21 protein-coding genes are annotated in these 19503 nt (G+C 69.8%); 11 read left to right on the top strand and 10 right to left on the bottom strand.

The annotated features are described in order from the left end of the window. Positions 1–207 precede the first annotated feature (207 nt). Complete coding sequence (locus LY40_RS23075) at positions 208–987, bottom strand: isoprenyl transferase (protein WP_308216710.1); 780 nt, start codon at positions 985–987, stop codon at positions 208–210. A 125-nt stretch (positions 988–1112) separates the two neighbouring features. On the opposite strand from LY40_RS23075, the gene trhA reads away from it, so the two are divergent. Then, a complete protein-coding gene (gene trhA, locus LY40_RS23080) occupies positions 1113–1796 on the top strand; it encodes a PAQR family membrane homeostasis protein TrhA (protein WP_183785485.1) in 684 nt (227 codons plus the stop codon). Positions 1797–1925: 129 nt separating this feature from the next. On the opposite strand, the gene LY40_RS23085 is transcribed toward trhA, so the two are convergent. Continuing rightward, entirely contained in the window at positions 1926–2486 is a 561-nt protein-coding gene (locus LY40_RS23085; RefSeq protein ID WP_258938120.1) for a TetR/AcrR family transcriptional regulator, read from the bottom strand. An 83-nt stretch (positions 2487–2569) separates the two neighbouring features. Here LY40_RS23085 and LY40_RS23090 point away from each other — a divergent pair, with 83 nt between their 5' ends. After that, complete coding sequence (locus tag LY40_RS23090; protein ID WP_183783145.1) at positions 2570–3019, top strand: anthrone oxygenase family protein; 450 nt, start codon at positions 2570–2572, stop codon at positions 3017–3019. A gap of 3 nt (positions 3020–3022) precedes the next feature. Here LY40_RS23090 and LY40_RS23095 read toward each other — a convergent pair whose 3' ends face one another. Then, positions 3023–3538, bottom strand: coding sequence for a hypothetical protein (locus LY40_RS23095; RefSeq protein ID WP_183783143.1), 516 nt, complete (start codon positions 3536–3538; stop codon positions 3023–3025). Between the two features lie 82 nt (positions 3539–3620). Here LY40_RS23095 and LY40_RS23100 point away from each other — a divergent pair, with 82 nt between their 5' ends. Further along, positions 3621–4025, top strand: coding sequence for a hypothetical protein (locus LY40_RS23100; RefSeq protein ID WP_183783141.1), 405 nt, complete (start codon positions 3621–3623; stop codon positions 4023–4025). Positions 4026–4053: 28 nt separating this feature from the next. Here the strand turns inward: LY40_RS23100 and LY40_RS23105 are convergent, their stop codons facing one another. Next, entirely contained in the window at positions 4054–5064 is a 1011-nt protein-coding gene (locus LY40_RS23105) for a 2Fe-2S iron-sulfur cluster-binding protein (RefSeq protein ID WP_183783139.1), read from the bottom strand. A gap of 1 nt (position 5065) precedes the next feature. Next, entirely contained in the window at positions 5066–6289 is a 1224-nt protein-coding gene (locus LY40_RS23110) for a cytochrome P450 (RefSeq protein ID WP_258938121.1), read from the bottom strand. A 214-nt stretch (positions 6290–6503) separates the two neighbouring features. Here LY40_RS23110 and LY40_RS23115 point away from each other — a divergent pair, with 214 nt between their 5' ends. Further along, positions 6504–7442, top strand: a complete 939-nt coding sequence (locus LY40_RS23115) for an AraC family transcriptional regulator (protein WP_183783135.1) — start codon at positions 6504–6506, stop codon at positions 7440–7442. A gap of 89 nt (positions 7443–7531) precedes the next feature. Then, positions 7532–7972 (top strand): nucleotide triphosphate diphosphatase NUDT15, encoded by a 441-nt coding sequence (locus LY40_RS23120; protein ID WP_258938122.1) that lies wholly within the window; start codon positions 7532–7534, stop codon positions 7970–7972. Positions 7973–8063: 91 nt separating this feature from the next. Here the strand turns inward: LY40_RS23120 and LY40_RS23125 are convergent, their stop codons facing one another. Beyond that, a complete protein-coding gene (locus tag LY40_RS23125) occupies positions 8064–8519 on the bottom strand; it encodes a winged helix-turn-helix transcriptional regulator (protein ID WP_228726019.1) in 456 nt (151 codons plus the stop codon). Between the two features lie 82 nt (positions 8520–8601). Between LY40_RS23125 and LY40_RS23130 the strand changes: the two genes are divergently transcribed. Then, positions 8602–9783: an MFS transporter gene (locus LY40_RS23130; protein WP_258938123.1), complete on the top strand. Its 1182-nt coding sequence runs from the start codon at positions 8602–8604 to the stop codon at positions 9781–9783. A gap of 9 nt (positions 9784–9792) precedes the next feature. Here the strand turns inward: LY40_RS23130 and LY40_RS23135 are convergent, their stop codons facing one another. Then, complete coding sequence (locus LY40_RS23135) at positions 9793–11679, bottom strand: acyl-CoA dehydrogenase family protein (protein WP_183783131.1); 1887 nt, start codon at positions 11677–11679, stop codon at positions 9793–9795. A gap of 170 nt (positions 11680–11849) precedes the next feature. After that, complete coding sequence (locus tag LY40_RS23140; RefSeq protein WP_258938124.1) at positions 11850–13877, bottom strand: thioredoxin domain-containing protein; 2028 nt, start codon at positions 13875–13877, stop codon at positions 11850–11852. 261 nt (positions 13878–14138) lie between these two features. On the opposite strand from LY40_RS23140, the gene LY40_RS23145 reads away from it, so the two are divergent. Together LY40_RS23145 and LY40_RS23150 are read left to right on the top strand one after the other, a co-directional pair. Continuing rightward, positions 14139–14858 (top strand): GNAT family N-acetyltransferase, encoded by a 720-nt coding sequence (locus LY40_RS23145; protein ID WP_258938125.1) that lies wholly within the window; start codon positions 14139–14141, stop codon positions 14856–14858. Positions 14859–14895: 37 nt separating this feature from the next. Continuing rightward, positions 14896–15660 carry a VOC family protein gene (locus LY40_RS23150; RefSeq protein WP_258938126.1) on the top strand — a complete coding sequence of 255 codons (765 nt, stop codon included), beginning with the start codon at positions 14896–14898 and terminating at the stop codon, positions 15658–15660. A 24-nt stretch (positions 15661–15684) separates the two neighbouring features. On the opposite strand, the gene LY40_RS23155 is transcribed toward LY40_RS23150, so the two are convergent. Together LY40_RS23155 and mca are read right to left on the bottom strand one after the other, a co-directional pair. Then, entirely contained in the window at positions 15685–16020 is a 336-nt protein-coding gene (locus tag LY40_RS23155; RefSeq protein ID WP_372497770.1) for a hypothetical protein, read from the bottom strand. After that, on the bottom strand, positions 16020–16880 hold the full coding sequence (gene mca, locus LY40_RS23160) for a mycothiol conjugate amidase Mca (RefSeq protein ID WP_183785479.1): 861 nt from the start codon (positions 16878–16880) through the stop codon (positions 16020–16022). Before mca ends, LY40_RS23155 begins: the two co-directional genes overlap by 1 nt. A gap of 67 nt (positions 16881–16947) precedes the next feature. On the opposite strand from mca, the gene LY40_RS26645 reads away from it, so the two are divergent. From LY40_RS26645 to LY40_RS23175, 3 genes are all read left to right on the top strand, one after another. Further along, positions 16948–17676 (top strand): DUF4307 domain-containing protein, encoded by a 729-nt coding sequence (locus LY40_RS26645; protein WP_183783123.1) that lies wholly within the window; start codon positions 16948–16950, stop codon positions 17674–17676. A 190-nt stretch (positions 17677–17866) separates the two neighbouring features. Beyond that, positions 17867–18364 (top strand): transcription elongation factor GreA, encoded by a 498-nt coding sequence (gene greA / locus LY40_RS23170; protein ID WP_183783121.1) that lies wholly within the window; start codon positions 17867–17869, stop codon positions 18362–18364. A 300-nt stretch (positions 18365–18664) separates the two neighbouring features. Further along, positions 18665–19471: an MBL fold metallo-hydrolase gene (locus LY40_RS23175; RefSeq protein ID WP_183783119.1), complete on the top strand. Its 807-nt coding sequence runs from the start codon at positions 18665–18667 to the stop codon at positions 19469–19471. The last annotated feature ends 32 nt before the right edge of the window (positions 19472–19503 follow it).

A 19503-nucleotide genomic window follows, 5' to 3' on the forward strand; every position in this document is an offset into this window, starting at 1 on the left:
ACCAACGGTTTAGCGCCCGATACAAAGCCCGCGCGGCAATGGCGGATCGCCATACCAGGAACCATCACCGACAGGCAAGATCAGTACCCCGAGACGGTGATCAACAAGCGTGTAGCACTCACCATATCCGCAGGTCAATACCTGCACCGGGCGGGATTTCGCGCGCCACTGGCCGGGGCCGGTTCCCACCGAGAACCCGCGACGCGCTCAGCCACCGTACCGACGATTCCGCACGGCATAGTCACGCAACGCGCGGAGAAAGTCGACACGCCGAAAAGCCGGCCAGTAAGCCTCGGTAAACCAGAATTCGGAGTGCGCCGATTGCCACAGCAGAAAACCGGACAAGCGCTGTTCTCCGGACGTCCGAATGATGAGGTCGGGGTCCGGCTGCCCCGAAGTATACAAATGTTCGGAGATATGGTCGACATCCAGAATCTTGGCCAGCTCGCGGATGGACGTGCCCTCGTCGGCGTGCTGCCGGAGCAGCTTGCGCACGGCGTGGGCGATCTCCTGTCTGCCGCCGTAGCCGACGGCGACGTTGACGACCATGCCCTTGCGGCCGTCGGTGCGCTGCGCGGCGGCCGTGAGGCGGGTCGCGACGTCGGCGGGCAGCAGGTCCTGCGCGCCGACGATGGACAGCTGCCACGGGTTACCGGGCGCGGCCAGCTCGTCGACGACGTCCGGGATGATCTGCAGCAGCGCCTGCACCTCTTCGTTCGCACGATTGCGCACGTTGTCGGTCGAGAGCAGGAACAGCGTCACGACCTCGACGTTCGCCTCGCTGCACCAGCCGAGGAAGTCGGCGATCCGCTTGGCGCCGACGCGGTGACCGCCGTTGACGTCGGTGAAGCCCGCCTCTCTGGCCCACCGGCGGTTGCCGTCGAGGATGATGCCGATGTGCTGGGGATGCTTCCCGCCGGACTGCTGCTGCAACCGCCACGAGTACAGGCGGTACACGACCTTGGAGGCGAACGACCGAAGACTCACGTCCAGGCAGCGTACGCCTGCCCGCGTGGGCATGGTGCGAGCTCGTCATCACTTCCGAACGTGACGTTCACACCTCACGGGTGCACCCGGCACCCACGCGCCCCTAACCTGGCTGTGTGAGCACTCTGAGCGGCGAGCACCCGGCGAAGCACGAGCGTCCGGAGAAATCCGTCGACAACCGGCCGCGGTTGCGGGGCCACCTGCACTTCTGGAGTTTCTTCGGTGCCGTCGCCGCGGGCGCCACACTCATCGCCCTCGCTGCGTCGACGGTGTCGGGACTGGCCGCGCTGGCGACGTCGATCTACGGCACGACGGTGCTCGGCCTGTTCGGCGTCAGCGCGCTGTATCACCGGCACATCTGGAGCCCGCGCGCCTATCAGTGGATGAAGCGCGCCGACCACTCGATGATCTTCCTGTTCATCGCCGGCACCTACACGCCGTTCACGCTGCTCGCGATGTCGCAGCCCACGGGCTACATCGTGCTCACGGTCGTCTGGACGGGCGCGATCGCGGGCGTGGCACTGAAGATGCTGTGGCCGACGGCACCGCGCTGGTTCGGCGTGCCGATCTACGTGGCACTCGGCTGGGTGGCGGTGTTCGTGCTGCCCGAACTGGCCACCAACGGCGGTGTGGCCGCGCTGGTGCTGCTGCTCGTCGGCGGTGGGCTGTACACGCTCGGCTCGGTGTTCTACGCGACGCACTGGCCGAACTACTGGCCGAAGACCTTCGGGTATCACGAGTTCTTCCACGCCTGCACCGTCCTGGCCGCGATCTGCCACTACATCGCCATCTGGCTCTCGATGTACTGACAGAGCCGGACCGGGTCACGCGGTCTGCCTCGACACCGACCCTCTCGGATCGGGCCGTAACGCCACGGGTGCGACCCGAGCAGTCGACAGGACGCCGCTCACCCGCTCGCGTATGCGCAGGAACGCCCGTCACCGGCAGTAGCGTGCGGCGAGCTCGACGACGCGGTCGTCGCGATGCTCCGCGCGCAGCCGTCCGGCTCGCTCCAGCAGGCTGAGGCCGTGCATTGCCGCCCACAGGACCTCGGTCACGGTGCCGTCGCCGTCGTCGCCGATCGCGTCGGCGAGCGCGGCGAATCCCTCGCGCAGTTCCGACTCCGCGTCCTCCTGCGCGAACCGTGCATCGAGCGGCAACTGGAACATCGCCTCGTACAGGGCCGGGTGGGAGGCTGCGAAGTCCAGGTAGGCGACGGCCACCGCTTCGACGGCCCTGCGGCCGCGGTTCCCGCCCACGGCGGCACGGCACGTCTGCGCCAGTTCGACGAACCCTTCCAGTGCGACGGCGCGCATGATCTCGGTCTTGCCACCCGGAAAGTGCCCGTAGAGCACCGGCTGGGTGTAGCCGATCGAATCGGCCAGGTGACGCGTCGTCACGGCATCCCATCCGTCGGCGTCGGCCCTGGCGCGGGCAGCGTCCAGAATCCGCCGGCGTCGTTCCTCGGTACGACGCCGGCGCGCCGCGGTTTGGGCCATCTCTCCTCCTTGCCGTCCACGGCAGCCCTGTTTAGTCTAGCGGTGCTAGGTTTTCTAGCATCGCTAGACCGAGGGATTTGCCCATGACTCCGGTACTCGCCGTCGTCACCGCGACCGTGGTCGGCCTGATGGTCGGCGTGGAACTCGCCGTCGCGCTCGTCGTCAACCCGATCCTGCTCCGACTGCCGGTGGGAGCCTCACTCGAAGGTCGTGCGGACGGGGCACGCATACTCGGCCGCGCCATGCCCGTCTGGTATGCGGCCTCACTCGCGCTCACGGCAGCCCTCACGGCCGTCACGTGGGGGACGGCTCCGGCCGCCCCGGCCGGTGTCGCGGTAGCGCTGCTGATGATCAGCGTGGTCATGTCGGTCGTGTTGCTCGTGCCGATCAACAACAGATCGGCGACGTGGACGGCCGACCACCATCCGCCGGACTGGCGTGAACAGCACCGGCGCTGGGACCGCCTGCACTACGTCCGTGTCGCGATCATCGTCGGCGCCTTCGTGCTCGTGCTGGCCGCCACAGCGGTGTGACCACTAACCCGTGCGGAGGAACGGGGTGAGCGCTTCCTCCAGCTTGTCGATGGCCCCCGATGCGGTGCGCTGATCGATGATGCCCTCCAGCGCGTGGGCGGTGACGTCGAGCCGCCCGGGATGCCACACGAGCTGCACCACGGCGGAGTTCATGCCCATCGCACCCGCGCCGACCATCCCGACGAGGACGAGCGGCGATGCGACGTCCCGCCGCGGCAAGGCAGCCTCGTCGAGCAGCGGTGCCGCGACGTCTCGTGCTCGCGCCACGGCGTCGTCGGTGCAGGGCACGGCGAGACTACGGCTCAGTCCGGTGACTCGGGTGAACAGACGCGCGCCGAGGCGTCCGCCCGTTCTGCCGCCGGAGGCGCCGCCCCGAGACCCCGGTACGCCGCCGCCCGCCGCCCCTCCGATCGCACCACCGGCCGCGCCGACCTCGCCGTTGCGCTCGACCAGGAGGTCGCGCACGTGGTCGTGGGCGAGCACCGGCGACGGGTGATCCTTCTCGCCACGTTTGCGCATGCCGGGATCCTCGCACGGAAATCGGCCGCATCCGCCCGCCTGCCACGGAACAATCACCCGTGTGACAGCGACAGGTTCCAGCATGTCCCGCAACACCCCCGCGCGGCGGGCGGTCCGCGCAGCGGTCGTGATCTGTGCCGGGGCCGTCCTGGTGGCGGCGGTGATCGGGGCCGGCCGGGCCGTGTCCTTGCGGGAGGACGTCCTGCACCGCAGTTCCTCGGCCGGCGCCGGCGTGACATACCCGTATCAGGGGACACGGCACGCCGCCGATCTCCTTCTCGTGGAGGTCACGCGCATCGTCGGAACCTCGTACGAACTCCGCCTCGGCCCCGGCGCGGACACGTACCACTACCCGGTCGAACTGCACTTCGGCGGCGCCGAACCACGCGTCCGGCATGTCCGGTGGGATCCCGACGGAGTTGCCGTCGACTTCGCCGACGGCAACTCCGTCCATGTCGCCGCGGACAACTTCCGCAGCACTCGGTGATCACCACACGACGACCGCCCGACACCGGCTACCCGTCGGCCGGGGTGAACTTCTCCCGGTGGATGTTCCGGGGCGCCATCCGCCTGCGTTTGAACGACTTCACCCCGGCCTCCACCATCGCCGGCGGGCCGCACAGCCAGCCCGTCCAGCCACGTGCCGTGGAGACGTCCTCGACGAACGCATCGGTCGGGAACCCCTCGCGGTAACCGTCGACCGGCTCGTGCGACAGGACCGGGACGAACCGGAAGTTCGGGTACTGCCCTGCCAGTTCGGTCAGCCGCTCGCCGTCGTACAGCTCCTCCTCGCCACGAACGCCGTGGTACAGCACGACTTCCCGCTCCGGGTGCCTGCGCAGCGCCGTCCGCACGATGCCGACCAGCGGTGCCAGGCCGGTGCCGCCGCCGATGAGGACCATCGGCCCGCCGTCGTCCTCGGACTCCGGCGGCAGGTGGAAATCGCCCAACGGGCCGGAAATGTCCACCTCGTCGCCCTCGGCCAGGCCGTCGAACAGCCAGCCGTGCGTGGCCACCCCGCCGGGCACGAGCTTGACGTGCAGTTCGAGCACCTTGTCCTCGTCGGCCGTGTTGGCCAGCGAGTACTGCCTGCGCTCGCCCGAACCCGGCACGACCAACTCGACGTACTGGCCCGCGTCGAACGTCAACGGCTCGTTCAACCCGAGCAGGATCCGCCGCGTGTCGCGGGCGATGTCGGAGACCTCCCGCACCGTGGCGACCATGTCCCGCAACGGATTCGCCGTCCGCGCCGCACTCGTGCCCTGTGGGCGCAGTTCGACGTCGCCGCGCGGCCGCGCCTGACAGGCGAGCGCCATTCCCGCACAGCGCTCCTCGTCGGACAGTGTCTCCACCGGCGACGAGCCGTGGTCGACCTCGCCGGCGACGACGTGCAGCTTGCACGTACCGCATGTGCCCTGGTTGCACGAGTTCGGCATCCACACACCCGCCCGCAGGCAGGCGTCCAGCAGCGCCTGGTCCTCATCGCACTCGACGCTGCGCCCGCCGACGGTGACCGCGAACGTCATGTCAGACCTCCCACGTCACGTGCAGGCTCGTCGGCCCGCGGAAACCCCAGCCCCAGAACTCGACGCCTTCGCGGGTGTCGCGCTCCAGGTTCGGAATCGCCTCGAACAGCTCCTCCAGGGCGATCCGCATGGTGTGGTTGGCGAAGTAGATGCCGGCGCACGCGTGGTTGCCCGCGCCGAACGCGAGGTGCGGAAGCGGCGGGCGGTGCAGGTCGTAGGTGGTCGGCGCCTCGTAGCGACCGGTGTCGTGGTTGGCCGAGCCGTACGACATCATCACCGCCGTACCCTCCGGCAGGTCGACACCGGCGACCGTCACCGGCTTGGTCGAGATCCTCGCCGTGGCCGACCAGATCGGCGACGTCCAGCGCACCCCCTCGGCGATCGCGCGCGGCACCAGCGTCGGATCGTCCACGACCTCCTCGAGCTGCTCCGGCCTGCTGAACAGGCCCACGAGCGTCGACGCCATGCCGTGGCCCGGCTCCTGCATCGCGCCGAGCAGGTACACGTAGATCGTCGGGTAGATGTACTCGCGGTCCCGGGTCTGTCCCGGCGGCATGCCGTCGTGCAGCCAGTGCGAGATGGCGCTGTCGTCGGGGCGGGCGATCCACTTGTCGATCAGCGGGTCGACGATCGACCGGATCTCGGCCTTGGCCTCGTCACCCTCGACGAAGCCCTCCGGGTTGGCGAACTCGCCGTCCTCGGTCATCGCCGCGTTCGTGAAGGATCGGCTCAGCTTGGCGAACCATTCGCGCAGCTTGTCCGACTCGACGTCCTGCAGCCCCAGCAGGTCGCCGAGGGAACGCACACTGACCGGCTCGCAGAACTGCGCGACCAGCTCGGCCTGCCCGTCGGCCTCGAACTGTTCCAGGTAGCGACGCGCGATGGGCCGCACCAGGTCCTCGATCCACCGGTCAACCTCGGCGGGCTGCAACGCGGGTTCGATCATCGTGCGCAGGTCGGCGTGCACGTCACCGTTGACACCGATGACAGCCGGGTGGCCGAAGGTGCGGCCGCCCGCGGGCGTGATGACCGCCTCGAAGTCGGGGCTCGTCGCGATCTCGCGGCAGACCTCCTCGGTGGAGGCCACGTACGAGCCCAGCACGGGCACATATGCCAGAGGCGCCTCGGCACGCAACCGCTCGTAGGTGGCGTACGGATTGCGTTCCAGATCGGCCATCGTGACCTCGTCGAGCCAGGACAGGTCGGGCCGTTCGGTCGTCGTCATCAGGGCGTCTCCTCCCACGTCGTTGTCCGGGATGAGCACGGAAGGTAGGGCCGCCCGCACGTTCCCGGCGACACGGTTCGCGCGCCCACGACACCGATCGCGCGAGTAGCACGGATTTCTCGGCGCGCGGCCGCCGAGTCGAAGACGTCGCCTGCTGTCGAGCCGCGGGAACATCGCTGGTCGGTGATCTGTGCCTCGGGTACGGTCTATGGCTATGCGCGCACGACGTGGTCGCGCACCGCACGACTGGGACCAGGCGTCCCGGGAGGTGGCGGACGCGTATTTTCCCCACGAGCTCCGGCCGCTGGGTGGTGGCCGCGAGCCTCGGTTGACGCTGCACACGCTCGACCTCGGCCCGGTACTGGTCGGACATGTCGGCTGGGGCGCGGACGTCGGTATCGAGTGCGACTACCCCGGCGCCTACGAGGTGAACCTGCCGCTCACCGGCCATCTGGAGAGCCGCGGCAGGCACGGCCCGGTGTCGTCCGTTCCCGGCCAGGGGACCGTCTTCCGTGCGGACACGCCGTCGCTGATCAGCCACTGGGACGCCACGTGCACCGTGCTGGGCGTCAAGTTCGACAGCGCCTGGCTCGACCGCGAATCCGAACGGGTGCTCGGCACCGACAGGGCGGGACTGCGCGCGGAGCTGCCCGACCAGCTGCAGGTCGACGCGGGCCGCGCGCACGCCTGGCGGCAGGTCGTCGACAGCCTCGCGGCGCATCTGCAGAGTCCCGAACTGTTCGCCGACGTCGCACCGGTTCGCCAGCAGCTCGCCGGGGCGGTCGCCGCGGGGTTCCTGCTCGCGAGCTGTCCGGACTCTGGGGCGGGTGCTCCGGCACGCCCACGCGCGATCCGCAAGCTGCTCGACCAGTTGCACGACGACCCCGGCCGCGCGTGGACGGCGGGCGAGATGGCCGCCATCGCGGGCACGACCGTGCGACGGTTGCAGGAGGGATTCCGCCGCTGGGTCGGGACCACGCCCACGGAGTACCTGACGGACGTCCGCCTGCGGCGCGCGCACGCCGAATTGGTCGGCCCTGCGACGCCGACGGTCAGCGACGTCGCCGCACGTTGGGGATTCTCCAGCGCCAGCCGCTTCGCCGCGGCGTATCGCAAGCGGTACGGCAGGCCGCCGTCACAGGCGCGGGACTGACGCGACGACACGTAGACTGCGGCCGGAGACCGCCCGGACGTTCGAGGAGAGCCGTTGACCGACGTCGATTCCGCCACCTGGCTGCGTTGATGGCGAGCGGGAACGGCACCGTCGGCGTCGGCGTCGTGGTGCGAGACGCCGACGAACGCGTGCTGCTCGGGCTCCGGGACAAGGCGGGCGAACCGACCGTCTGGTGCCTGCCCGGCGGCGCGGTCGACCCCGGCGAGAGCTTCGAAAGCGCCGCCGCACGCGAACTCGCCGAGGAAACCGGCCTGATCGCGGGATCGGTGCAGGTCACCCACCTCCTGCTCTCGCCCGCACCGAGCGTCACGGCCACCGCCGTGGCCGTCGCCCGCGACGTCCACGGTGAACCGCAGGTACTCGAACCGCAGGTGTTCCGCAGCTGGCAGTGGTTCCCCGACGACGACCTGCCCGACGCGCTCTTCCCTGCGACCCGCCTCGCACTCGACGCCCTGGGCACAGGATCGGCTCCGGACGCGGCCGCCTCCTACCGCCTCGAGCACGTCTAGTCGTTGCGGGGCAGGAGATCGTCGCGGTGGCAGTGCCGGACGAGCCGCCTCGCCGGTGCCGTGACTCCGCTGGAAGCGGTGCTCCGAGCGTTCAATCCTCCCGCACAACGGTCGTCGTATCGACGGTCGCGGTGGAGCCGCGGGAGTCGGTCGGGCGTAGCTCGGCAAGCGGCAGCCCGCTCTCGCCGACGAGAACGGAGTGGGACTCGCCCGGGCCGAACGCATGTCGCTCGCCCCACTGGCGCATCGCCACGATGACGGCGAAGAGGTCACGGCCGGCGTCGGTGAGCACGTAGAGCTGCCGGCGTCCCGAAGGAGCCGGCTGCCGGTCGAGGACGCCGCGCTCGAGCAGGCGCCGGAGCCGGTCGCTGAGGATGTTGCGTGCGATTCCGGTGCGGTGCTGAAAGTCGCTGAACGATCGTGCGCCGTCCATCGCGTCGCGCACGATCAGCAGGATCCACCGGTCTCCGACCAGATCGAGCGTGCGCGCGACCGGACACGACGCGTCCGTCCAGTCCATGTCGACGAAACGAGCGGCGTGAGCCATCACTACTCCTGATGAGTTGCTGATTGAAACCATTCTGCCCTACGGTGCGATCAGTTGCATTTTGCTACCAACTGGAGGTTCCGTGAGTCTCACATTCGGCCGGAGGATGCTGCTCGCAACCATCTGCGCCGTCGCCGTTGCGACGATCTACGTCGCGCAACCCGTACTCGTTCAGCTCGGCCACGACCTCGGAGTACCGGCAGCCGACCTCGGATGGATCGTGGCGACGGGACAGGTCGGCTACCTGGTCGGCCTTGTCTTGCTCGTACCGCTGGGCGACATGCTCGATCGGCGCAAGCTCATCGCCGGCCAGCTACTCCTTGCCGCAGCGGGCATGACGGTGGCGGCGGCCGCGAGCCGGCCCTGGTTCCTCCTAGCCGGACTTGCCATGACAGGCCTGTTCGCGGTCGTCGTGCAGACCACCGTCGCGTACGCCGCCGATCTCGCAGCCGTCACCGACCGGGGCCGCACGATCGGAGTCGTTACCTCCGGTGTCATCATCGGCATTCTCGGAGCCCGCGTGTTCGCGGGAGGCCTCGCTGCACTCTGGGGATGGCGCAGCAGCTACATCGCACTCGCCGCGCTCCTCGTCGGGCTCACCGTCCTCGTCCTGAAGCTGCTGCCTGCGGAACAACGCTCCGTTCACGGGACGTACGGCGAGGTGCTGCGCTCACTCGGCGCCTTGTTCCGCGAGCGGCTGTTCATCTCACGCGGGCTGATCACGTTCTTCCTGTTCGCCTCCTTCGGCGCGCTCTGGAGCGGACTCGCGCTGCCCCTCGCAGGGCAGCCGTGGCGGCTGACCACGGCGCAGATCGGCCTCTTCGGAATCGCCGGACTCGCGGGGGCTCTCGGAGCCGCACGAGCAGGACGATGGGCCGACGCCGGTCGCGCCAACGTCGTCACGGGCAGTGCGCTGGCACTCCTGGCGGTGTCGTGGTTGGCGTCCGGACAGGCGACCTGGTCGCTCTGGCTGGTCGTCGTGGGCGTCGTCCTGCTCGACTTCGCGGTCCAGGCGGTGCACGTCAGCAACCAGCACGTACTCACCGACGCGTATGCGCACCGGACGAGCAGCGCCATCGGCGGCTACATGCTGTTCTATTCGCTCGGCTCCGCACTCGGAGCAACCGCGACCACCACGCTGTACGCCGTCGCGGGATGGACGGGATCCGCCGTTCTCGGTGGAACGTTCGCCCTCTGCGGATTCCTCGTCTGGACCGCCAGCCGGCGCGCAACCACACGGGTACGACAAGACGCCCCCGTGTGAGACCTGCCGCTATCCCGCGATGATCGGCGCGGCCAGGAACTGTTCCGGGACGGCGAACGCGTCGACGAGTTCGCGGGCCCGCGGGCGCAACTCGCCGCACAGCTCGTTCACCGCCGCCACGACGGCCTTCGCCCGCTGGGCCGTGAACCGGCCGTGCTCGAGGAACCACGCCCGGTCGGCCTCGATGTTGGCCAGCGCGTAGAGGTCGCACACGCGCTCGAGCAACGCCTTGGCGTCCGGGTCGGCGCACCGGTCGATCGCGCCGACGAACGCCTCCAGCACGATCCGGTCCACGTGCACGCGACCCGCCCGCAGCACGTGGTCCTGCGCGCTGTTGAACACCTCGAAACTGTTGTCACGGCCCACTTTCCGCAACCGCTTCACGAGACTGTCGAGCACGTGCTCCTCGCGGTCCTCGAACGCAGCGATCTGCCAGGCGCGGTCGAACAACGAGTCCTCGTCGTCCCGGCGCGGGCTCGCATCCATGATCCGTTCGATCACCTTGCGCGCCGAGGTCCGTTCGATCACGGTGTCGACGACCTGCTCCGCCACGAACCGCGCGGTCTCGAGTGGACTGAGGTCCTGCACCTCCTGCTTGTAGCTCGTCAGCAGACCCTTCGCCACGAGCTGCAACAGCACCGTGTTGTCGCCCTCGAACGTGGTGAACACGTCGGTGTCGGCCTTGAGCTGCGGCAGTATGTTCTCGGCGAGGTAGCCCGCCCCGCCGCACGCCTCCCGCGCGGCCTGGATCGTCGACGTCGCATGCCACGTCGCGACCGCCTTCACACCCGCGGCGTGCGATTCGAGCTCCCGGCGAGCTCGTTCGTCGGGCTCCTCGGTGCGCTGCAGCTCGTCGAGAGTGGCGACGAGTTCTTCCTGCGCGAAGTGCAGCGCGTACGTCGTCGCCAACGCGGGCAGGAGTTTGCGCTGGTGGCCGAGATAGTCGAGCACGACTACCTCGTCGTCGGTGCCGGGGCGTTCGAACTGCGTGCGCCGATCGCCGTACCGCACCGCGATCGTCAACGCCCGTTTCGTCGCGCTGCCCGCGCTGCCCGCGACGCTGACCCGGCCGCGCACGAGCGTGCCGAGCATGGTGAAGAACCGTTTGCCGTCGCTCTCGATCGGGCTGGCGTACGTGCCGTCAGGGGCGACGTCGCCGTAGCGGTTCAGCAGCGCCGTCCGCGGCACGCGCACCTCGTCGAACGTCAGCCGTCCGTTGTCGACGCCGTTGAGCCCGGCCTTGTGCCCACAGTCCTCGATCGTCACACCCGGCATCGCGACACCCGCGTCGTCACGGATCGGCACCAGGAAGGCGTGCACCCCACGGCTCTCGCCACCCGTGACGAGCTGGGCGAACACCGCAGCCATCCGCCCGTCCCTCGCGGCGTTGCCGATGTACTCCTTGCGCGCCGAGGAGTCCGGCGTGTGGATCACGAACTCCTCGGCGGCCGGGTCGTACGTGGCCGTGGTGCGCAGGTTCTGCACGTCCGAACCGTGGCCGTACTCCGTCATCGCGAAGCACCCCGGCAACTCCAGGTCCATGATCGACCGGAGGTACTTCTCGTGGTGCTCCGTCGTGCCCAGCAGTTCCACCGCGCCGCCGAACAGCCCCCACTGCACGCCGGCCTTGACCATCAGCGACAGGTCGCCGAACCCGAGCATCTCGAACGCGACGATCGTCCCGCCGATGTCGCCCTTACCGCCGTAGGCGACGGGAAAGCCCAGATGCGGCCTGCCCGTCGCGGCGAGTTCGTGCAGCTGCCCCAGCACCTGCGCGCGGTGCTCCTCGCGGTCGAGGCCGTAGGCATCGGGCTGGGCCGTACCGGCCACCTGCGCACGCACGTCACGGCGGATACCCGCCCACCGGCCGTCGAGGACGTCTGTCAGGGAGTTCATGCCGCCAGCGTGCCGGACGGGCCGGGCGAGCGCACTGTGACACGCTCCGCGCCCCGGCAGGCTTCACCCTGCCGCGCGGCACCACAGTGGACACTCGGGCGACGGCGGCGGCGCCCGGCGACACGGGTGTCGCCGCACCGGACTCGGCTTGCCGAGCTCCGGCCCCGGAGTCAGCGGGCGAGCGCACGCACCAGGTCTTCGCGGTCGGTCACCGGCCGGTCGCACACGTACCCGTGGCACACGTACGCAGCGGGTTCGCCGTCGACCAGCGGCCGGTCGGCCAACAACGGCACCCCGCCCGCGTCGAGTTCCCCACCCGACTCGGGTTCGCCCGCCACGACGACCGCGCCGCCCGGCACGCGTTCCGACGCCGTCGCCAGCAGCTCCGAACGCGAGGACTCCGTCTCCCCGACCACGGCGACCTGCACCGGCCCTGCCAACAGCGACTCCGCCACCGCCGCCCAGTTGCCCGCGAACCGCGGCACCTGCATGACCAGCGCACCCGCCCGCGCGACGGCCTGTTCGCAGATCGACCGGTACCGGCTCGCCCGGTCCGGCCCCGCCAGCACCGACGCCGTCAACAAGGCGCTCGCCAACGCGGACGCGCCCGACGGGCTCGCATTGTCCGTCGGGTCGGCAGGCCTGCTGAACAGCTCCTCCGCGTCGTCGGCCGTGTCGTGGAACGCCCCTGGCGCCTCGGCGGCGAACCGGTCGACCGCCTCGTCGAGCAGTCGCAGTGCCTCGGTCAGCCACGCGGCCTCGCCGGTCGCCTGATGCAGTGCGAGGAGTCCGTCCGCGGTGCACGCGTAGTCCTCCAGCACGCCGGCGGCATCGCCGACCTCGCCGTCACGGGAACTGCGCCGCAGCCGCCCGTCGACGTCGTGGACGTCCAGCACCAACCGAGCCGCCTCGCTCGCGGCCTCGACCCACTCCGGGCGGGCCAGCGCCACACCCGCCTCGGCCAGCGCCGCCATCGTCAGCCCGTTCCACGCGGCAATCACCTTGTCGTCCCTCGCAGGCTGCGGTCGCCGGTCCCGCGCCGCCAGCAACGTCTCGCGCACGCGCCGCCAGCGTTCGGTGTCGTCCGGGTCGGCGGGCAACTGCAGCGTCGAGGTGCCGTGCTCGAACGTGCCTTCCTCCGTGACGGCGAAGACCTCCGCGGCCCACGCTCCGTCGTCGTCGCCGAGGACCTCGACGAGCTGCTGCGGCGTCCACACGTACGTGAGCCCTTCGACACCGTCGGTGTCGGCGTCGAGTGATGCGGCGAAACCGCCCTGTTCGGTGCGCAGGTCCCGCAGCAGGAACTCGGCCGTCTCGATGGCGATACGGCGAGCGCCCTCATGGCCGGTGCGGCGCGCCATGTGCGTGTACGCCCGCAACAGCAACGCGTTGTCGTACAGCATCTTCTCGAAGTGCGGTACGACCCAACGGCCGTCGACCGAGTACCGCGAGAACCCACCGGCGAGCTGGTCGTAGATACCGCCGCGCGCCATCCCCTCGGCCGTCAGTTCCACAATGGACAACGCGGCCGGGTTGGCGGTGCGCTCGTAGTGGCGGATCAGGAACTCCAGCACCATCGACGGCGGGAACTTCGGCGCCCCACCGAAGCCGCCGTAACCGGGGTCGGTCTCCTGCCGCAGCTTTCCGACGGCACCGGTGAGCGCCTCGTCGTCGAGCGTCTGCTGGCGCAACGGGCCCGACTGCTCCACGACGTGGTCGACGACCTTGCCCGCGCCCTCCACGAGCTCGTCCCGTCGCTCCGACCACGCCTTCGCCACCGCGTCGAGCACCTGGCTGAATGCGGGCATGCCGTGCACCGGCCGGGGCGGGAAATAGGTGCCGCAGTGGAACGGCTTGCCCTCCGGGGTGAGGAAACACGTCATCGGCCAGCCGCCCTGGCCGGTCATCGCCTGCGTGGCGGACATGTAGACGGCGTCGAGGTCCGGACGTTCCTCGCGGTCGACCTTGATGTTCACGAAGTGCTCGTTCATCACCGCGGCGATGTCGTCGTCCTCGAACGACTCGTGCGCCATGACGTGGCACCAGTGACAGGCCGCGTAGCCGATCGACAGCAGGATCGGCACGTCGCGTTCGGCCGCCTCGGCCAGGGCCTCAGGGCACCAGGGCCACCAGTCGACCGGGTTGTCGGCGTGCTGGAGCAGGTACGGGCTCGTCGAGTTCGCAAGGCGATTGGCCATACCGAGAGTCTCCCCTGTCACCGCGCGCCACGCACGTGTGCCCGCCGCCGCGGACGTACCCGGTCCGAGCCGCTCGGTCACACGCTGCGCTCCGAGGCCGCACACCCGTCTCGGAGCGGGATCCGGTCGCGGCTCGGCGGCGCGAGGCCGACGGACACCACATTGTCCGCCGATGGCGCTCCCCCGCAGGCACTCGCCGTCCTGCCGCCGATCCTCTCCGTTCCATGGTCAACATCGACGTGCCCGGCTAGCGTGAGCGCCATGTCGAGTACCGAATCCGAGGATCAGGCCTTGCTCCGACAGTCGGTGGCCGGCCTGGGCGAAGCCCTCGCGGCGCTGGGCCGCTACGGCTCGGATGCCACCGAGATCCGCAGGGCGAATGCGCTCGGCGCCGTAGTGCCCTGGGCCGACAACCACCATTGGATCGACGCCGCAGCCGTCCCGGTCGGAACGACAACTCCGTCCACCGGCGAGCATCTCCCGCACTGCCTGTGGACGAGCTCCGGCGCGCCGGACGGTCGTCGCGAGCAACCCGAGGTGGCGATGCCTGCCATGGCACGGGACCTGCCGGAGCCGGAGACCGGTTCCGAGCGGAACGAAGCCGGCACCGTGGGCGCTGCCGAGTTCGGCGAGATCGGCGCACTCAACGATCTGGCTTACCGGCAGCAGGCGTTGGGGCCGCTCCTGGCCGCATTCCCGCCGGAGGTGGGACACGGTTACGGCATCCGCGACCACTCCGGCCGGCTCGTCAGCGCCGCAGTCGCCCTCGACGTCGGTTCCGATACCTCGGTGCAGTGGGTGGTCACTCATCCCGATCACCGGCGCCAGGGCTTGAGTGCCCGGCTGTTGCAGGTCCTCCTCGCCGAGGCGCGAGGGCGCGGGCAGCGGACAGCCACCCTGCAGTCCAGTCCGGACGGGTTCTCGCTCTACCAACGTCTCGGCTTCCGCACGGTCGGCACTCTGCACGCCTACGTGAGCTGATCATCTTCTTCCTGCGACGGCCGGCCACCGAAACCCGTTGACCGAGCGATCGGTCATGGACAGCCTCGGCGACAGCACGATGCGGTCCTTCACGACCGCGGCCGCGCCGCTGCCGACAGCGACGAGAACATTCCGGTTGCACCGGACCAATCGGACGTTCACGATCCTCGATATGCGCCCGGCCGGAGAGTTCTGCTGGATGGACATCAAGACGCCCGACCTCGACGCAACGGGGCGGGAACTGGATGCCGTGCTGGGCTGGGAATGCGTCGTCGACCCGGAGGACCGACGGGACCCCGCGACGGCACGGAAAGCCCGGTTCGAGGGCCACTGGATGGCGGGACTGAGCAGTCTCCACAGCGGGGCCTATCCGCCGGGGACCGAACCCCACGTGAGCTACTACGTGGCGGTCGTCGACGCCGTCCACGCACACGATGCCGCCGTCGACGAGGGCGCCACCTCGGTCATTCCGCCGTCGCCGATCGCGGGCCTCGGCGTACTCGCCACCGTCGTCGATCCGTTCGGCGCGACCGTCTCACTGTGGCAGCCCGGCAGGTTCGCAGGCTGGACACATCCGGCGATCCCTGGTGCGCCGCGACGCATGGTGCACACGTCGATCACCCCGACCGCCGCGGCCGGCTTCTACCGCGACCGCCTCGGACTTCCCCTGACGGGCGCCGTGTTCAGCACCCGGACCGGCGAACCGCCGGCGTGGACGGCCGTCATCCAGGTCGCCGACCGGCCTGCCACGGCGTTCGCGCCCCTACGGCTGCCGTCCGGGCACGTCTTCCTGTTCGCCTGACGACCGCGGCCGCGCCTGCGGACGTCAGGACTCGTCGGGCTTGGCCTTGTCGCCGGGCCCGGCCGACACCGTCTCGGCCTCACCCGCGGCATCGCCGTCACCGCCGACTTCCCCGGAGCCGTCCTCGTCGGCGCCCTCCCCGGCGTCATTTCCGGAGTCGTCGAAGTTCGCGGGCACCCGCTTGAGGTGCTTGGTCATCGACCGCACCAGGAAGACGACCGCGATCAGGAACACGAGCATCAGCAACAGCCCGACCGGGGAGGACTTGCCGAAGTCCTGCCCCTGCCCGCCGGTGTCCTGCTGCTGCGTCAGCACCTCGGTCGCCGTCATCGCCGGTCCGGTCATCGCCGCAGGCAACATCAGGGATTCACCTTCTCTCGCACACCCGCGAACAGATCGTCCTCCGGAACGGTGCTGTCGACAAGCGAGCGGGCCAGCTCGTACTCCTCTGTCGGCCACAGTTCGCGCTGGGTCTCGAGCGGAACGGCGAACCACCGGCTCGTCGGATCGATCTGTGTCGCGTGTGCGCGCAGCGCGTCGTCACGCTGCTCGAAGCACTCGGAGCACGGCACCTGCGTGGTCACCCGCTCCATGATGTCCGGCTTGTCCGGGTCCCACCGCTCGAGCCACTCGGCCCACGGCGATTCCTGCCCCGCCTCGAGCAGCGCCTCGTGGAACGCGGTGATGCGGGCACGGGAGAAACCGTGCACGTAGTAGACCTTCAGCGCCTGCCACGGCTCGCCCGCGTCCGGGAACCGGTCCGGATCCGCGGCGGCGTCGAACGCGGCCATCGACACCTCGTGCGTGCGGATGTGGTCCGGGTGCGGGTAGCCGCCGTTCTCGTCGTAGGTGACCACGACGTGCGGGCGGAACTCGCGCATGACCCGCACGAGCGCCTCGGTCGGCTCGTCCAACGGCACCCTGGCGAAGCAGCCTTCAGGGAGCGGCGGCAGCGGGTCACCCTCCGGCAGGCCCGAGTCGACGAAGCCGAGCCAGCGGTGCTGCACTCCGAGGATCTTCGCCGCGGTGGCCATCTCCTCGCGACGGATCTCGTCCATGTGCTCGTGCACCTCGGGGCGGTCCATCGCCGGGTTGAGCACGTCACCGGCCTCGCCACCCGTGCAGGTCACGACCATCACCTCGGCGCCCTCGGCGACGTACCGGGCCATGGTGGCCGCGCCCTTGCTCGACTCGTCGTCGGGATGGGCGTGCACGGCCATGAGCCGCAACCCCTTGCTCGCCTCCGCCTGCCCGGTGTCGACCGATCCAGTTCCGTTCGATCCAGTCATGACCGACCAGACCCCTCTCACACCTGTGCTGTATCCGCTGCTGTCCACTGCGGGGCCGACGTCCCGCCGCCGGCCCGCTTCCCGCGCCCCACTGCGCGGCCTCACCGGCGGGCCGAGACCGGCCTGCCGACCCCGAACCCGCGCGCGGCGGGCCTCCCCGGATACTCATAACGCCGGGGATGACATCCATCTTCCTGGTAGCCACGACAGTCCCGACCGGGAGGCCTCCGTTTTGCCCGAGGAGCCCACGTCCGACGACGCCGCCCGAGACACGACGGCGGGCGACGCGACGCCGCCGGACGCCCAGCACACGCGGGACGTGCTGGCCGACCGGTACGGCGCGGCGCGGAAGCCGAACCGACGCCGGCGGCGGTGGCAGGTGTGGACGTTCACGGCGATCGCGCTGGTCGCGAGCAGTATCGCCGCCTATGTCGGTTATCAGAACCTGGCCGGCGCGCCCATCGAAGCGCAGCGCGTGACCTACGAGGAGCGGCCGGGCAACGCCGTGGAGATCACCATCGACGTCTCCCGCAACGACCCCGACCAGAAAGGGGTGTGCATCGTACGCGCGCGCAACCAGTCCGGCCAGGAAAGTGGACGGAAAGAGATACTGGTCGCACCTGGCCTGGAACGCGTCTCCACGGTGATCCAGAGCATCGGCCGACCCGTCACGGCGGACGTGTACGGCTGCAGCTACGATATCCCGCGATATCTGTCAAGCCCCTAGCGGCCAACGGAGTGAAACGCTCGCCGAGTGCCCGCCGGTAATTGTGCTGAGCGGCATTCGGTCCCGGTTTCGTGGTAGTCTTCATCATCGGCACGGTCCTAGCGGGGCCGTGTCTTTCCTTATTTCGAACCACGCCGTCGAGCGTGGCGGCCGGCCTGCACACCCAGGCTCGGCAGGCTAGGAGGAGATGGTGACCGTGAGCGACACCAAGGTGACCTGGCTGACCCAGGATGCCTACGACAGGCTCAAGAGCGAGCTCGATGAGTTGATCGAGAATCGTCCGGTCATCGCCGCGAAGATCAACGACAGCCGCGAGGAAGGCGACCTCAAGGAGAACGGTGGCTACCACGCGGCCCGTGAGGAACAGGGCCAGCAGGAAGCCCGCATCCGTCACCTGCAGGAGCTCCTGCGCAGTGCGAAGGTCGGCGAGGCTCCGTCCAACAACGGAATCGCCGAGCCGGGCATGGTGCTGACCATCCAGTACGACGGCGATGACGACTCCGAGACGTTCCTGCTCGCGACACGTGAAGAAGGCGGCGGGGGCGAGCTCGAGATCTACTCGCCGGACTCCCCGCTCGGGCAGGCGCTGCTCGGCGCCAAGGAGGGCGAGACGCGGGAGTACCCGCTGCCCAACGGCAAGACCGAGAAGGTCAAGCTGCTCAAGGCGGTGCCCTACAGCGCCAGCTGACGACACCACCGACGACCACGACAGCGGCGCGTCCCGGATCGGATCCGGGACGCGCCGCTGTCGTATCGGGTAGCCGCTGTCGTATCGGGTAGCCGCTGTCGTATCGGGTAGCCGCTGTCGTATCGGGTCCGCATCGCCCGGCGATCGCATCGGTCCGCGATGCCGCACCGCACGCGGGCCCGTCGGAGGGAGTCCCGTCGACTCGGTTCTGCCCTGCGCGACTCGGGTCGGCACGGCCCGTTCGCCGGACCGGGTCGTTTCCCGCAGGTCGGCCGCCGCGAGGTCTGCCAGGCTGGTGCCATGAGCGCCGACCTGCCCATCTGCCTCACCTGCGGGACGCAGTACGCCGAGCCTCGGCCGGACTGCCCCGTCTGCGAGGACGAACGTCAGTACGTGCCGTCGTCCGGTCAACAGTGGACGAGTCTGGCCCGGCTGCGCACAGCCGACTACACGGTCGCGGTCGAGCCGCAGGCGCCCGGCGTGTACGGCGTCGGCACCCGGGAGCGGTTCGCGATCGGCCAACGCGCGCTCGTCGTCCCCGCCGCGTCGGGGAACGTGTTGTGGGACTGCGTCGCCTATCTGGACGACGAGGTGATCCGGCGCGTCACCGCGCTGGGCGGGATCACGGCGATCGCGATCAGCCACCCGCACTACTACACGACCATGGTCGACTGGGCCGACGCCTTCGACGTGCCGATCTACCTGCACGAACATGACCGCCAGTGGGTCGGAAGGCCGAGTGAGCGCATCCAGTTCTGGGACGGCGACACGCTGCGCCTCGCCGACGACCTGACACTCGTGAACCTCGGGGTGCACTTCGCGGGCGGAACCGTGCTGCACTGGACCGACGGGGCAGGCGGTGCGGGCGCGCTCTGCAGTGGCGACATCGTGCAGGTCGTGCCCAACCGGGAGCTCGTCGCGTTCATGTACAGCTACCCGAACCACATTCCCGAGCGGCCCAGTGTGGTGCGCCGCGCCGGGCAGCTACTCGCCGGCTTCGCGTTCGACGACATCTACGGCGCCTGGTGGGACGCGACGATCATTGGCGGCGCGAGCCGGGTCGTCGACCGGTCGGTGGCGCTGTACCTGCAGCAGACGTCCGGGTGAGGCCGGCAGGCACCACCACGCGGCCACCGCAC

This window comes from Prauserella salsuginis (genome assembly GCF_024648885.1).
GTDB lineage: Bacteria > Actinomycetota > Actinomycetes > Mycobacteriales > Pseudonocardiaceae > Prauserella > Prauserella salsuginis.

Excerpts from the sequence above, each read along its gene's own strand:
- LY40_RS23085 (WP_258938120.1), bottom strand. The coding sequence starts at position 2,486 with ATGGCCCAAACCGCGGCGCGCCGGCGTCGTACCGAGGAACGACGCCGG.
- LY40_RS23090 (WP_183783145.1), top strand. The coding sequence starts at position 2,570 with ATGACTCCGGTACTCGCCGTCGTCACCGCGACCGTGGTCGGCCTGATG.
- LY40_RS23095 (WP_183783143.1), bottom strand. The coding sequence starts at position 3,538 with ATGCGCAAACGTGGCGAGAAGGATCACCCGTCGCCGGTGCTCGCCCAC.
- LY40_RS23100 (WP_183783141.1), top strand. The coding sequence starts at position 3,621 with ATGTCCCGCAACACCCCCGCGCGGCGGGCGGTCCGCGCAGCGGTCGTG.
- LY40_RS23105 (WP_183783139.1), bottom strand. The coding sequence starts at position 5,064 with ATGACGTTCGCGGTCACCGTCGGCGGGCGCAGCGTCGAGTGCGATGAG.
- LY40_RS23110 (WP_258938121.1), bottom strand. The coding sequence starts at position 6,289 with ATGACGACGACCGAACGGCCCGACCTGTCCTGGCTCGACGAGGTCACG.
- LY40_RS23115 (WP_183783135.1), top strand. The coding sequence starts at position 6,504 with ATGCGCGCACGACGTGGTCGCGCACCGCACGACTGGGACCAGGCGTCC.
- LY40_RS23120 (WP_258938122.1), top strand. The coding sequence starts at position 7,532 with ATGGCGAGCGGGAACGGCACCGTCGGCGTCGGCGTCGTGGTGCGAGAC.
- LY40_RS23125 (WP_228726019.1), bottom strand. The coding sequence starts at position 8,519 with ATGGCTCACGCCGCTCGTTTCGTCGACATGGACTGGACGGACGCGTCG.
- LY40_RS23135 (WP_183783131.1), bottom strand. The coding sequence starts at position 11,679 with ATGAACTCCCTGACAGACGTCCTCGACGGCCGGTGGGCGGGTATCCGC.
- LY40_RS23140 (WP_258938124.1), bottom strand. The coding sequence starts at position 13,877 with ATGGCCAATCGCCTTGCGAACTCGACGAGCCCGTACCTGCTCCAGCAC.
- LY40_RS23145 (WP_258938125.1), top strand. The coding sequence starts at position 14,139 with ATGTCGAGTACCGAATCCGAGGATCAGGCCTTGCTCCGACAGTCGGTG.
- LY40_RS23155 (WP_372497770.1), bottom strand. The coding sequence starts at position 16,020 with ATGTTGCCTGCGGCGATGACCGGACCGGCGATGACGGCGACCGAGGTG.
- mca (WP_183785479.1), bottom strand. The coding sequence starts at position 16,880 with ATGGCCGTGCACGCCCATCCCGACGACGAGTCGAGCAAGGGCGCGGCC.
- LY40_RS26645 (WP_183783123.1), top strand. The coding sequence starts at position 16,948 with ATGACCGACCAGACCCCTCTCACACCTGTGCTGTATCCGCTGCTGTCC.
- LY40_RS23175 (WP_183783119.1), top strand. The coding sequence starts at position 18,665 with ATGAGCGCCGACCTGCCCATCTGCCTCACCTGCGGGACGCAGTACGCC.